At 33.9% G+C, this 15,608-nt stretch carries 6 protein-coding genes; 4 read left to right on the forward strand and 2 right to left on the reverse strand.

All coding sequences use genetic code 11. The features are described 5' to 3' along the window. The first annotated feature begins 20 nt into the window (after positions 1–20). A complete protein-coding gene (locus GXK57_RS09270) occupies positions 21–842 on the forward strand; it encodes a TIGR03943 family protein (RefSeq protein ID WP_160674806.1) in 822 nt (273 codons plus the stop codon). A gap of 105 nt (positions 843–947) precedes the next feature. Here GXK57_RS09270 and GXK57_RS09275 read toward each other — a convergent pair whose 3' ends face one another. Together GXK57_RS09275 and GXK57_RS09280 are read right to left on the reverse strand one after the other, a co-directional pair. Then, positions 948–2,504 carry a response regulator gene (locus GXK57_RS09275; protein WP_160674809.1) on the reverse strand — a complete coding sequence of 519 codons (1,557 nt, stop codon included), beginning with the start codon at positions 2,502–2,504 and terminating at the stop codon, positions 948–950. Positions 2,505–2,508: 4 nt separating this feature from the next. Next, positions 2,509–4,317, reverse strand: coding sequence for a sensor histidine kinase (locus GXK57_RS09280; protein WP_160674812.1), 1,809 nt, complete (start codon positions 4,315–4,317; stop codon positions 2,509–2,511). 217 nt (positions 4,318–4,534) lie between these two features. Here GXK57_RS09280 and GXK57_RS09285 point away from each other — a divergent pair, with 217 nt between their 5' ends. The 3 genes from GXK57_RS09285 to GXK57_RS09295 all read left to right on the forward strand — a co-directional run bounded on the left by GXK57_RS09285 (position 4,535) and on the right by GXK57_RS09295 (position 15,574). Then, the gene (locus tag GXK57_RS09285) at positions 4,535–5,860 is read left to right on the forward strand and encodes an ABC transporter substrate-binding protein (protein ID WP_160674815.1); all 1,326 of its coding nucleotides are present in this window, start codon (positions 4,535–4,537) and stop codon (positions 5,858–5,860) included. A gap of 158 nt (positions 5,861–6,018) precedes the next feature. After that, on the forward strand, positions 6,019–13,518 hold the full coding sequence (locus tag GXK57_RS09290; protein WP_160674818.1) for a glycoside hydrolase family 3 N-terminal domain-containing protein: 7,500 nt from the start codon (positions 6,019–6,021) through the stop codon (positions 13,516–13,518). Positions 13,519–13,873: 355 nt separating this feature from the next. Further along, the gene (locus GXK57_RS09295; RefSeq protein WP_160674821.1) at positions 13,874–15,574 is read left to right on the forward strand and encodes a methyl-accepting chemotaxis protein; all 1,701 of its coding nucleotides are present in this window, start codon (positions 13,874–13,876) and stop codon (positions 15,572–15,574) included. Positions 15,575–15,608: the final 34 nt, after the last annotated feature.

Here is a 15,608-nt window from a genome sequence, read left to right on the forward strand (position 1 = left end):
TTATAGTAGGAGGGAGTTAGTTGGGAAAGAGTAGATATAATATAGAAGCTATTTTTAAGATTTTAATTCTTAGCGCTATTACATTATTTTTCGTGTATCTAGTTTTTACTGGTAAAGTTTTATTTTATGTTCATCCTAGGATTATACCTTATATTAAGTTCGCTATTGTAACTATGATATTTCTAATTTTGACCATGGTTCCGGAGGTATTTCATCCGAGAAAAAAGAATAAAAGTAGAGAATACTTGTTTTTTCTTATCCCTATAGTTTTTGCTCTGGCAATACCTGCAAAAGCAATGGATTCAAGCTCTATGTCCTTTAATGATATTGAAGCCAATACTGTTGCTTCAAGTGCCAAAAAAACTAAAGGCTTAAGTAAGGATATTAATAAAGCTGGAGGTCAACAGTTAAATAATTCTAATGACAATAGCTCAAGTGCAGCAGACAAATTTCAAGTGGAAAATGGTCTTATGATAGTGGACGATACTATTGTGATGACAGATGTAAACTTTGTGAAATGGGTAACTGAGATCTCTACCAATATGGATAAATATAAAGGTAAAAAAATTAGACTAGTAGGTTCGGTTTTTAAAAGCCAAGATTTTACTAATAATGAATTCGTTCCTGCCCGTCTTATGATGACTTGCTGTACTGCAGATTTGCAGCCTGTTGGTTTTCTCTGCAGATACAATGCGGCAGAGCTTTTACAAAAAGATTCTTGGGTTATGGTTAATGGAACTATAGATGTTGTTAACTACAAGGGTGAGAATATGCCTGTTATAGAAGCAGAACAGGTAGATAAGGCTGAGAAGCCAAAAGCTGACTATGTTTATCCTTATTAAGTATTAACAGCTCTAATATAAAAACTATTTTTAAAAGCTCCTCTCGGTTCTGAGAGGAGCTTTTGAAAGTATATATGTTGCATTACTTACTGCTCTTTACGATAGCTAAGAAACTATGCTAGCTTTATATTGGCTAGGAGTAAGACCAGTGTAGCGTTTAAAGGTCTTGGAAAAGTGTTTTTCATTAGTATAGCCTACCATATAGGCTACCTGATAATTTTTTAATAGTTTATTTTTTAAAAGTGCTTTGGACTTTTCAATTCGGTATTTGTGAAGAAACTCAAGAAAGTTTATTCCAGTCTCTTGTTTAAATAGTTGGCTTACATAGCCAGGAGTAAAGTGTATCTCTTTTGCTACGCTCTCCAAGGTTATGTCTTTATCGTAATTACTGGTGATGAAGTCTAATGCAAGCTTTATTAAACTATTATTTTTGTTAGTGTTATTAATTTTATCAAATAGGTTAGAGATAATAATTTCAAGCTGGTTTTTCAGCTCGTTTATTGTTTCACATTGAAGAATTACATCAAAAGGAGAGGCTGGTTTTGAAAGGGAACTTATATCAATATCGCTTTCTATACAAAACTTATTTATAGAGCCTAAAAGTGACAATGTATAGGATTGAATAGTCTTTTTTCTAGGAAGACCACCTTTACAAAGCTTGCTATAAAACCTTTCTAGGATACTATGAATATCGTCTATTGACCCGGATCTGAGATAACTCATTAGTTTTAGTTCTTCATCCAAGGGATATGGATTTGAGACAATATTGTAACTGCTTATATGCTCAGAATATATTATATTGCCCTCTCCAAGAAAAAACTTATACTCTAAAGCTTTTTTGCAACTGCTATATGAAAGATTTATAGCCTCTAACTTATCTACGGTTTTTCCTATAGCTATTGTTATAGAAAAACCTAGAGAGCTCCTTATGAGATCTTTAAGCTTTAAAAGTATTGCAGAGATTTGAGTTCCAGTTGCAAAGCTACTTCTAGGAGCTATTAAAAGCACTAGGTTATAGGCTTCTTCAAAAAGGTTAACTATATTGAGGCAATCAAGAGTTTCAAGAGTCATGTTTTTTATAGAGTCTTTTAAAAAATCTATGTCGTTATTATCAAAAAGATTGTAGATAATAGTGGAGTGATCTATTGATAGTATAATAATTTGTAGGTTATCCTGTTCAAAATTATTTATAGAAAGACTAGTATAACTTGTTTTATTATTGCTAACTGGGTTTAATATAAGTTCCTTAAGCACATTGGATTGAATTATTTTTTCCTTTGAGCGTTCTTCTATTAATTTACTTTTTGCCTCCAGCACAGCCTCTAATATTTCTGAAGGACGGCAGGGTTTTAGAAGATAATTATAGGCAGATAGATTTATAGCTTGTTTAGCATAAGAAAAATCATCATAACCGCTTAATATTATATACTTAATACTTAAAGCTTTAGAATATAGTTTTTCAAGAAGTTCTAGACCAGTCATTTTAGGCATTCTTATGTCCATAATAACTATATCAGGTTTAAGTGTAAGGATCTTTCCAAGGGCATCTATACCGTTGTTTGCCTCTCCGCAGATTTCTATATCATTATTTTTCCAATCTACCAATTCTTTTAGTCCTTCAACAAGTTCTATTTCATCATCTACTAAGAATAATTTATACATATCATCAAACTCCTTTGACTGGTATAGATATTTTAATTTTCGTTCCTTTTCCTAATTTGCTTTGTATATCTAGAGAGTACTCATCACCATAGTAAAGAGCCAATCGTTGACTAACATTGCTAATAGCATAACCTTTTTTATAACTTGAGGTATTGTTGATATTACAATTGTCAGTTAGAGTTTTCAAAGTTATATCATCAATTCCAGCTCCATTATCTTCAATAATGAATATAAGCTTCCACTGTACTAGACTTCCAGATATATTCAAGTAACTTTTATCGTTGTCAGTCTCAGTGCCATGTATTATTGAATTTTCCACAAAAGGCTGAAGAATTAGTTTCGGAATAGAATAATCAAGAATGTCTTCGTCAATATCTATTGAATAATTTAATTTATCCCTATATCTCTTTCCTTGAAGTAGTAAATAATTTTCAATAAATTCTTTTTCTGATTTTACTATTATAAAGTCATTACCATTGCTTAAGCTAGTCCTAAATATCTTGGATAAAGCATATATCATTTCACTTATTTCAGTTTGTTTTGCTCTTTCTGATTTCCAAAATATCATGTCCAAGGTGTTATATAAAAAATGAGGATTTATTTGAGCTTGAAGAGCTTTAAGCTCAGCTTCTTTTTCTTTTAACTGGAGCTTGTATACTTTATTGATTAAGTTTTGAAGGTTATCAATCATATCATTATATTCACAAACTAGATTTCCTATTTCATCATTATATTTGTAATCTACTTTTTCTTTAAAGTTTCCATTTTTCACCCTTTTCATTGATTGAAGTAATTTTTGTATAGGATTGACCAGTTTAGAGGATACAAAGATAGATATAAAAAATGAGATTATTATGCATAAAGCAATTACTGCAAGGGTCATGGTCATTATGGATTTTACGCTTTTAAACATTTCAGACTGAGAGGTAAGAGAAACCAGTTTCCAACCACTTTCTTTTATAGTGCCATAAGTAACCAAAACTTCAGAGCCACCTAAGGTCATATTTTCATAACCACTGTTTGTTTTTATTACATGAGAAAGTTTAGGTATATCCGTTGAGTTAAGAATTTTCTTAGAATCCTTTGAAGATATTATGTTGTTTTTATTATCCAACAATACAATGCTGTCTGAGCCTTTTAAGTCCTGAGAATATATAGTTTCTATGAAAGAGGTGTTAATGCATATAACCATTAACCCAGACTCCTGTAAGGTGTTGGTATCTATTATGGTTCTAACCATTGCAATCTTAGGATTTCTGTTATCAGTTATAAATATATTATTTCTAGTATCTAAGTTAACCCACAGTGGTGCACCCTTTAGAGCATGGGCAGTTTTATATATATCACTTCTTTTTATTTTGTCGTAGGAGTTTAGTCCATTACTTCCATCCTTACTTAAATAATATTTAGATCCTTGCTCACCATATATAAATATGAAGCTTATATAGTCTTTGGAGGCTAACAATATATTTAGAGGTTCAAGTCCATATTTGGTAAAGTTCTCGTATTCTGGGGATGCCTCACTATTAGTAACAAGAGACTGAATTAGGGGATTTAAGCAGATGAAGGTTGATAAGTCTGTAATATCTTTCTGGAGAAAATTGATGTTATCTGAGGTTTGATTTATATCCTTAATATTAATAGAGGTTACCTCATCCTTTAAAGATTTTGATGCAACTACATAAGAGTAGCTTCCAAGGATAAGACATATTATTGACAGAATGCATACATAAAAAATTAGTATTTTATTTTTTATACTCAAATTCATATAACTGATGTGGAATGAAACGGTAGGAGTTTTAAATAGCCTCATATACATCCTCCTATATGGAATAAATTTACTTTTATTTGGTTCAAGTATATTTTACATTAAAAAGAAAAGCTTTTCAATTTGATTATATTAGCTATAACTTCTTAAAAATGGAACCATTTTCTACAATTTGAGTACTACCATTTTATTACAGGTAATTTTATAATTACACTGTAAACAGCCTGAGGTATTAGTAAAGATATAGAAAATGGTGAGGTATATGAAGAAGCAGACTGTAAAAAATATTAAATGCATAGTAGTAGTAGTGATTTTATTATTCACTCTTATAGGATGTGGCAATGAGACCTCAACTAGAAGAGAAGATAAAACAAAAGTTACTATAAGTTTCTTGTCCAATCTACCTGATAGGCAGTCAGGTCAAGGAAAGCTTGAACAACTACTGATTGATAAATATATTAGTGAGCATCCTGACGTCCGTATAGAAGTGGAGGCTTATCAAGATGAACCTTATAAACAAAGATTTAAGGCATATGCCATAAGTGATAAACTACCTGATATATTTTTTGTTTGGGGACAACCATCTTTCTTTAATCCTGTAATGAAGGGCGGTTATGCTGAAGCTTTAGATTCTAATAAGTTCAGAAAGGCTGATTTTAAAGAAGGAGCTTTAGATGGATTTAGCTTTGAAGGAAAGCTTTATGGAATCCCTAAGAGTATGGATTATATGGTTTTGTATTATAATAAAGAGCTTTTCCATAGAAATAACATAGATATTCCTAAAAATTTCAAAGAACTTATGGAAGTGTGTAAGAGGTTTAAAGAGAAAGGAATCAATCCAATCTCAATAAATATAAAAGACAAGTGGCCCTTAGCTTTGCTGTATCAGGAGTTGGTACTTATGGAGGGAAAGGAGCAAGGTCTTATATACAATGCAATATCAGGACAAATAAGCTTTAGAGAGAATAGTGTATTAAAAAAAGCTGCTGAAGATCTGAAATTGCTACTTGAAGCTTGTGGATTTGAGGATAGTACGTCCCAGCTAGACTATAACAACTCTATGAATTTATTTACAAAAAAACAAAGTGCAATGCTGTATACAGGGTCCTGGGAAGTTGGCATGGTTAGTAACCCTAACTTATCAGAAGAGTTTAGAAAACAAGTAGAGGTATCTAAGATGCCCTTGTTTGTAGAAGGGCAAACTGTTGAAAATAGTTTGATTGCTTGGAATGGGGGAGGATATGCAGTAGCTTCCAAGTCTAAGGTGAAAAATCAAGCTATAAAGTTTTTAGAGTATATGATGAAGCCTGAAAATTGGGCTGAAAATGGTTTTGAACAGGGGTTAATAGTTCCTGCACAGAAGTATGAGAACTATTCAAATAAAAATGAAACAAAACTTCAAAAAGAATTGGTAGATATTTTGAGTAAAGCTAGTTCTTTAAGTGGTACATCTTGGCATGATAGCTTGACTCCAAACTTTAAAGTATCTATAGAAGAATTATGTTATCAGTTAGCAGCAGGAAGGATAAGCCCTGAAAATTTTTTGAATGAGATAGATAAGGAGGTAAATAAGGAAAAGCTCAAGTAATCAAATGTACAGTCTCTGTTAAAATAACCTATTGAAATTAAGTGGTCAGTCATAGGATGCTTAGATGAGCTTACGCAAAGAATTAATATGATTCTTTCATATTTATGAGATTTGAGATTAGAGTAAATACTATATTTGGTTAAAGGGGGAGTATAGGGATGTTAAAAAAGTGGTTGTCTAGATTTTTAACAGTGACCTTTGTAACAACTATGGTTTTAGGCAATGGAACAGCAGCTATTGTAAAAGCTGAAGATACGCCTAAATACCTAGATTCTAGACTTTCTGTGGATGAAAGAGTCCAGGACTTGATTACTAGGATGACTCTTGATGAAAAGGTCGGACAAATGGTACAGGCTGAAAGAAAAACTGCCACAACAGAAGATGTGAAAAATTACTTTTTAGGTTCCATATTGAGTGGAGGAGGTTCGCTACCTACGCCTAATACAGCTAAGAGCTGGGCTGATATGGTAGATGGATTTCAAAAGGCTGCATCAGAGACTAGACTTAGGATACCAATATTGTATGGTGTAGATGCAGTACATGGTCATAACAACGTTTTTGGAGCAACAATATTCCCACATAACATAGGACTTGGAGCATCAGGAGATGCAGACATTATAAAAAAGATAGGACAGGCAACTGCTGAGGAGATGAGAGCAACAGGTGTAACCTGGACTTTTGCACCTACTCTTGGAATTGCTCATAATGAAAGATGGGGAAGAACCTATGAGACCTTTGGAGAAAGTTCTGAGCTTGCTTCAAAACTTGGAGCGGCCTATGTTAAAGGTTTACAGGGAGATGAGCCAAGTAGAACTCTTAAAAAGAATAACACCGTAATAGCTACTGCTAAGCACTATATAGGTGAAGGTTTAACTACTGATGGAGTAAATCAAGGAAATGCTGTAATAAGCAATCTAAGTGAGACCCTTAAAGATGAGTTACTTCCTCCTTATATTGCAGCAGTAAATGCTGGTGCCAGATCAGTTATGATTTCTTACAATAGTATCAATGGTGAGAAGTGCCATGGTAATGTAGATCTTATAACAAATGTTCTTAAAGGCCAGTTAGGCTTTAAAGGAATAGTTGTATCTGATTATGAAGGAATAGCTCAGCTTCCAGGAACTGAAAGAGAGCAGATAAAGAAGGCTATTAATGCTGGAATTGATATGGCCATGGTACCTAATTCCTGGAGGAGTTTTATAACTAATTTGAAGGACTTGGTAGAAAAGAAGGAAGTTACAGACGATAGAATAAATGATGCAGTTACACGAATACTAAAGGTTAAGTTTGAGCAAGGATTATTTGAGGACCCTTATGCTCAAAGAGATTTACTAAATACAGTAGGTTCTCAAGCTCATAGAGATATAGGGAGACAAGCGGTTAGAGAATCCTTAGTGTTATTGAAAAATGATAATGATATAGTAGGCAAGCTAAAGGATAAGAAAAATATACTTGTAGCAGGAAAAAGTGCAGATGATATAGGAATTCAGTGTGGTGGTTGGACTATAACTTGGCAAGGGGCTTCAGGTAACACAACCAATGGAACTACTATTTTACAAGGAATAAAAAATACTGTAGGTAAAGACGTAAAGGTAACCTATAATAGCCGTGGAAGAGCAGCTTCAGACAATGACGTAGCTGTGGTTGTAATAGGTGAAAAACCTTATGCTGAAACTGATGGAGATAGATCTCCTGATGCTTTGGCTCTTGACTCTGATGATATTACAACTCTAAAAAATATTAAAGCTACCAATCCGAAGCTTCCAATAGTAGTGGTATTGGTTTCTGGAAGACCATTAACTATAGCAGATCAAATAGGTAATATGGATGGTTTAGTTGAGGCTTGGCTTCCAGGTACTGAAGGCCAAGGCGTTGCAGATGTATTGTTTGGTAATTATGATTTTACTGGTAAGCTTAATATTACTTGGCCATGGTATGCTTCTGATATTCCTAACAAAAAGGAAGATGGAAAAGCCTTATTTAATTTTGGTTATGGATTGAAAAAGGGACAAATGTCATCTTTGCCAGCAAAACCAAATCAACCTGATAACTCTATAGCTATACCTGGAAAAGTGGAGGCTGAAGCTTATACTAGTATGTATGGCGTACAAACAGAGAATGTAAGTGATGCAGGTGGAGGAAAGGATGTAGGCTATATAGACGGCGGAGATTGGATGGACTATGGTGTTAATGTTAAAGAGGATGGTAAGTATAAAGTTGAATTTAGAGTTGCCAGTCCTGGTGGTTCTGCCTCTGGAGCTCAGTTGTTTTTAGGTTCGAAAAATCTTACAAAGGTAGATGTACCAGATACTGGTGGATGGCAGAATTGGGCTACTGTAGAGGGTGTAGCCAACATTAAAGCTGGAAAACAAACCTTAAGATTCAAGGCTGGTAATGGAAACTTCAATATGAACTGGATAAACTTTACTAGAATTGGAGACTATGAAGACAATGGTGGAGATAATGGCGGTGGACAGACACCAGTACCAAATCCTTCAGGCCCAATAATAAAAGCTGGGGCTGTCGATGTATACATGAGTTCTTCTGAGCAGTCTGGCAGTATGAGCTGGTATGATGCTCCTAAGGATTTATCTAATACTCTCAGTGTGAAGGATAAGCTAGATATAACCTCAGAAGATGATACAAAGGTTACTAATATAAAAATAGATCCAGACAAGGAATATCAAAAGTTCTTGGGTATGGGAACTTCTTTAGAGGAGTCAACCATTAATAATATATCCAAGATGTCACCAGAGAAAAGAACTGAGTTTTTAAAGAAACTAGTAGACCCTGTGGATGGAGCTGGAATGAGTCTTATGAGACTTACTATAGGTACAGCAGATTTTACAGGAAGAGATTTCTATACCTATTATGATAATGTTCCAGGAACAGGTGGACCAGATTGGTACAATACTACAGGCAAAGGTTTCTCTATACAAAAAGATATAGATTACAATATAGTTGCTACAATCAAAGAGGCATTAAAGATAAATCCAAATCTAAAGTTGTTCTCTTCTCCTTGGACTCCTCCTGGATGGATGAAGGAGCAGACAGACAGCAGTAAGAGCTATGAAAATAATGATAAGCTTATAAAAGGCGGAAAGTTAAGTGATGGGCATATTTCTGATGCAGCTATGTACTATACTAGATATCTTGAAGAATATGCTAAGCAGGGTATTCCAATATATGCTATGACCCTTCAAAATGAACCAGGACTTCAGATAGATTATCCAAGCTGTTATATTACACCAGAGCAAGAACAAAAGTTGGCTATAGCAATTAAGGCTGATATTGCTAAGAGTGATGTACTAAAAGGAAAAGATATTAAGATATGGGCTTTTGATCATAACTTTGATAGCGGAGTTAGTTTTGCAACTCAGGCTCTAAATAATGATGCTTCAAAGTCCGCAATTGACGGTATAGCTTTCCATGACTATGGTGGAGAGCCAACTGCAATGACTCAGGTTCATAATTTGTTCCCAGATCACTCGGTAAATCTTACAGAGAGGTCTGTTTGGGGGACAACTGGTGCTGATAGAATAATACAGTACTATAGAAACTATGCTGAAAGCTATAACTCCTGGGTAACTATGTTAGATAGTAATATATCACCGGAGCAATGGACAGGTACTCCTGATCCTACCATGTTTGTTTTGGATGCAAATGATAACAATAATTACTGGGCTACACCAGAATACTATATAACTGGACAGTTTTCAAAATTCATCAGACCGGGAGCAGTGAGAGTGGATAGTAATTATGGTTCTTCAGATACTGTTACAAATGTTGTATTTAAGAACACAGACGGTACTTTAGTAGCAGTAGTAGTAAATCAGACTGATCAAACTCAAAGTTTCAAGTTAACAACTAGTGGAGCTCAAGTTTTTGCCAGCATACCTTCAAAGAATGTAGCTACCTATGTTTGGAAGCCTATTGCTGCAGATAAAATAAATGCGGTTCCAGGAACTTTTAGTTCAACCAATTATACCGATGCTAGTTCCAATATAAAGGTAGAGGGAGACCATACCGCTTATATCCATGACAATAATTATCTTGATTATTATGTAAAGGTTGATGAAGCAGGTTTATACAATATGACCTTTGAAACAGCAACACCATGGGGAAACTATGATGACAATGCTAAAAAGAACAGACAGATACACGTTCTTTTAGGAGATAAAGAGTTAACAAATGTATTAGTACCTCAAACTGCCTGGGACAATCAAACCTGGAGTAATTACTTTACAGTTAAGAATACAATTAACTTCAAGAATAAAGGCCTGCAAAAGATAAGATTCAATATTGATGCAGGAGAATTTAATATAAGAAACATTAAATTTGAAAAAGCAGTACCAATATATAATCTTCCTGGAAGAGTAGAAGGTGTAAATTACATCAACTCAAAAGGTGTAGTAGTTGAAAATGGTAAGGTAGGTTATGTAGATAAAGATGACTTTATGGAATACAAAGTTAATGTAGCAGAGGATGGACAATACAGTCTTAAGCTTAATCTGGCGTCGAAGAATGATAAACCAGACTTTGATATATATTCTGATGATAAACTTATCAAAAATGTAGAGCTTGAAGGTACTGGTGATTGGGATAGTTGGAAGGTTGAAGACACAAATATAAATCTTACAAAAGGAGAACATACTCTTAAGCTATACGCTAAAGTAGGGTTTAATTTGGATTGGTTTTCTGTAGGATCAGCAATAAATGCTAGTAGTGACATTATAAATGAGGGGAAAGAAGACAAAGCTGTAGTAAATGTAAAGCTTTATGATGGCAAGTTTGTAGCTAATCTTACAAAAGCAGATTGGAAACTAAGTGTATTGCCTTCTGGGGTGGATTATGAGGTTACAAGAGTAGATGATACAACAGCAATGATTGTGCTTCATGGTAATTCGAGCCTTGATTTTGATTATAATAAACTTATAAATATAGATATGTGTGCTAAGGAAATAGAAGGCTTAAGTGATAAAACGTATAGTATTAGCAGCAGCTTTGTAATAACTGCTAATAATGACAAAGAAGTTTTGCTTTCTGACAAGTCAATTCCTATAAATACACCATATATAGACGTAACCTTAAGGGGAGGAACTTTTGTAAAGGAAAAGATAAAAGATATAAGTTTATCAGGAGCACTCATTGATGGGAAGTATGCTCAGCTAGATTCTGTAGAGTACTTAGATGCAACTCATATAAGAGTTCATTTAAAATGGCTTGCAACCTATTATGAGGATCTTTCGATGGATATAAATGTACCTGTAACAGCATATGGTGACTCTACAAACGATAGTGGATTAGCTACTGAGATTACCTGTGGAAAGAGTAATCTAAAGCCAGTTCCATACAAGGTTGGTGATAAGGCTGTTACTTTAACAGAAGATAAGGCTTATAGAACTAAAGGTTCACTAAATAGTGAGGTTCAGGCAGGTAATAGAGTTGATTACTACCTAGATGTAGCAGAAGCTGGAGACTACACAATTACCTATACTGCAAATAACAATGCTTCAATTACTAATGCTATAAAGATAAGCACTGGAAATGACCTTAATGTTTCAGGAAATATAGCTACTTTAAGCCTAGCTAAGTTTTGGGGAAATACACTGGATGTAAAGGATACTGTAAGGCTAGAGGCTGGTCTTCAGACTTTAAGATTAGAAGCAGTAAATGGAGGCTTTAGTTTAAATTCGATATCAATAGCTAAGAAACAAGGACCACAGGACATAAAGGCAGATAGTAATGGAGATATAACCGTTATAAAAGCTGATAGTGTTTTTGGTGGATCAAGAGATAAGGGATATGCTATTGAAACTAAGGATGGTGTTAAGAATATAGGTGACACTTCTGTAGGTTCATACATGGATTATTCTGTGAATGTGAAGAAATCAGGAATTTACCAAATATCTTATAATTATGCTGATTCAGTAAGTTCAGTACCTATAGCAGTGCTTCAGGATGGAATGGGAAAAGAACTTGGAAGAGTAAAGCTTCCATCTACAGGTGATTGGAATAAGTGGGCAGACTCTGACTCAATAGCAGTGTATCTTAAAGAAGGAGTACAAACTTTAAGAGTTTATGTAGATGTTGATGGCTTTAATATACGTTCCTTTAACCTGAAGTATATATTGGACAGCACAGCGCCTAGTATATATGGAAGTGACGCTGTTATTCAAAAGGGAGAAAAACCAGACTTGATGAAGGCTATTGGCTTAAGTGCAATAGATGATATGGATGGAGATATAACTAGTAAGGTGGTATTAGATGATAGTAAGCTTGATATTAATACTATAGGAACTTATGAAGTTACTGCCACAGTATCAGACACTTCTGGTAATAAATCATCAAAGGTATTTAAAATAACTGTAAAAGAAGACGCTACTGCACCTGTCATAGAGGGTCATAATGCAGTGCTTCCAGTAGGAGCAAGCTTTGATCCAATAAAGGATTTAGGTCTAAAGATAACTGATAATAAGGATGGAGATATAACTAATAAAGCAGTAATTACTCAGGTTGTAGATACATCAAAGGATGGAGTATTTAGAGTAAAAGTATCAGTTGCTGATACTTCAGGAAATAGTTCCGTAAGCTATTTTATAGTAAGAGTATTGAGCATGGGGGCAATTGATACAAGTGATATAAATATAAATGTAGGAGATAAGTTTAATCCTCTAGATGGAGTTAAAGCTGTAGACATTAATGGAGAAGATTTGACCTCAAAGATTGAAGTTGTATTTAACAATTTAGATACTAGTAAAGCTGGAAGCTATAAGATTGTTTATAAGATAGTTGATAAAGAGGGCAATATAATAAATAAAGAGAGAATGGTAACTGTAAAAGAGGTACCGCATAATCCTGATAATGGAGGATCTAATCAAGGAGGAAACGGAAACAACAATAATGGCGGAAACAACAACTCAGGAGGAAATGGAAATTCCAATAACAATTCAGGAAATGGGAACTCAAATAATGGTCAGGGCAGTACTATAATAACCGATGAAAATGGTAAGAAGCTTATTCAGGTTTCTAAGTTATCCTCAGGAAATAACTTGATTCAGATATCTGATAATTCTAGTGAGTTTACTGTTGAAGTAACTGATATAGAAGCCTTAAAGAGTGGTAATGGAAGTTTAGAGATAAGAAACTCAAAGGTGGACGCTTTGATTCCATTTACAACTGTAAGTAAAGAGTTATTAAAACAAGGTTCGAGAATAGTCTTAAGCTTTAGTATTGTGGATGGAAGTGATATTACAAAAGATATTAGAGGTATAAAGAGACTTTACCAACTAAGATTATCTGTTGTCACTGGAGAAAATAAAGTTGATATATACAACTTTGCTGATGGAAAAGCTCAAATATCTTTAATACTCACTGACGATGAGCTTAAAGGCTTAGACAAGAATAAGCTTTCAGTATTCTACTACAATGAAAATACAAAACAATTTGAGGTTATGTATACAAAGCTTGATGGAAATAAAGTAACCTTTAATACAAATAAACTTTCAACATTTATAATAGCTGAAAAAGCTGAAAGTGGCAGTCAAGTTCTTCCTAAAACTGGCTCACCTATTGATAGCGAGGTATTGATAGTATTGGCGCTGCTAATGATAGTTTTAGGAGTAGGTGCTACCATTAAGCTAAGAAAAACAAAATAAAGCTAACATTTAAAACAAGTCATAGTTTGAAATACTATGGCTTGTTTTTTCATTTTTATTCACTATGGAAGTAATATGCAGGTATTCTTTATAAAAATTTAATTTGCTGATGTTCGATAATATCGGCTTCTAGAGAATATCGGGAATGTGTAATTAATAGTTGCAGTTGGATACATATAATAAAAAATTCCGAACAATTATTATATTAAAGTTATAAATCATCTATGAACTTTTAAAATATTCGGACGATAATTTAATTAATAATTTGTATTATTAAAAATTATTAGGAATATTTTTGAAAGAATTGTGTGAATATTCTAATAATAACAACGATGTTTAAGTTTGGAGGGATTGTATGAAAAAGGGAAGGAAAGATTTCAAGATAGTTCATGGGATTGTAGCTTTGTGGTTAATTGCGGTAATTTCTTTATTGTCAGTAGTATCTGTAGCCATAACAAATATGTACAAAATAAATGGCGATCTCACTAGTCTCAATGAGAAGGAACTTCAAAATATTAAAATTCTTGGAGATATCAATGGTTCTTTTAATGGAATGAGAAATGTACTTACTAAAATAATCGATAGACCCTATGATGAGGCAATGATAACAACTGTTAAGGATACTGATAGCAAGATAAGAACGCGTATTAGTGAGCTTAACACTAAAGATAATTCTGATGAAAAGAATAAACTTATAAGTGATATGAAAGATTATTATGATAAGTATATGGAAAAGTTTCCGCCACTAGCTGAAAAAAGAAAAGTTGGACAGGCAATGACTAAGGAGTACATGGACGACTATACTAAGGTTGGTACAGGAGTGAGCACAAGTATAGAAAAGCTTGTTGCTAGTGAAAAGCAGTCCGCAGACCTTATAAATAAGCAAAGTCAAGATGATTTTGTATCAACAAGAACCAAATTTATATTAATTACCACTGGTATTTTTATTTTGGTTACAGCTATATCTATGTTTATATTGTGGTACATAAGAAACTCTATAAAAGAATTTACAGCTCAGTTAAAGGTGGTAGCTTCTGGGGATTTGACTTTAGATATAGAAACAAACGAGAATAATGAGTTTGGAATAATGAAAAGAGAATTGGCTTCAACGGTAGATGCAATAGCTATTATATTGGGTGAAGTTAAGCAAGATGCTGGTAAGATGAATGAACAGGCATTATCTCTATCTGCCATTTCAGAAGAGATGACATCTTCATCTCAAGAAGTTAGCACTGCTATACAAGAAGTTGCAATAGGTTCTACATCTCAAGCTCAGGAGTTAATGACCATAGCCGGTGTTGTTAATGAGTTCGGAGAAGCCATAGAAAACATTTCAGGCATTGTAAGTAATGTTAATAAATCAACGGAAACCATAAGTTCCATGGCAAACCTTAGTAATGAACAAATGCAAAGCTTGGTGCTTTCGGTTAAGACAGTAAGTGCATCTTTTGAGAAGGTTACCGATAAGATTGATAAGCTTGGATCAAACATAAAAGAAATAAATGGCATAACCACACTTATAAATAGTATTGCAGATCAAACTAATCTTTTAGCCTTAAACGCAGCTATAGAGGCAGCAAGAGCTGGAGAGGCAGGAAAAGGTTTTGCTGTAGTAGCAGATGAAATCAGAAAACTGGCAGAGCAAAGCAAAAATTCATCTACAGAAATAAATAGTAGACTTGATATGATATCAAAGGAAACTAGTGAGGTGGTAGATACCACAAATGTGGTTAATGATGAATTTACAGGTCAAATAAATACTATAGAAGAGTCTATAGCTTCCTTTAAAAATATAATAGAGCTAGTAGAAGAAGTGATTCCATTGATGAAAGAAGTAAGTGGAGCTATGAATAGTATCGATTCTGATAAGAATGATATAATTGCGAGAATTGGTAATGCTTCTGCAGTAGCGGAGGAAAATTCAGCTTCATCGGAAGAAATAACAGCATCTTCAGAGCAAATGAGCAGTTCCTCAGAAGAAGTAGCAGAATCAGCTCAAACACTCTCTGAAATGTCAAGCAGTATGGTTTCAGTGGTAAATAGGTTTAAAGTATAAAATAAAAGGCAGCTTAACAGCTGCTTTTTATTTT

Source organism: Clostridium sp. C8-1-8, assembly GCF_009928445.1.
GTDB lineage: Bacteria > Bacillota > Clostridia > Clostridiales > Clostridiaceae > Clostridium_AR.

Bases quoted from the DNA above. Each gene is read 5' to 3' on its own strand.
- GXK57_RS09275 (WP_160674809.1), bottom strand. From the start codon at position 2,504: ATGTATAAATTATTCTTAGTAGATGATGAAATAGAACTTGTTGAAGGA.
- GXK57_RS09280 (WP_160674812.1), bottom strand. From the start codon at position 4,317: ATGAGGCTATTTAAAACTCCTACCGTTTCATTCCACATCAGTTATATG.
- GXK57_RS09285 (WP_160674815.1), top strand. From the start codon at position 4,535: ATGAAGAAGCAGACTGTAAAAAATATTAAATGCATAGTAGTAGTAGTG.
- GXK57_RS09290 (WP_160674818.1), top strand. From the start codon at position 6,019: ATGTTAAAAAAGTGGTTGTCTAGATTTTTAACAGTGACCTTTGTAACA.
- GXK57_RS09295 (WP_160674821.1), top strand. From the start codon at position 13,874: ATGAAAAAGGGAAGGAAAGATTTCAAGATAGTTCATGGGATTGTAGCT.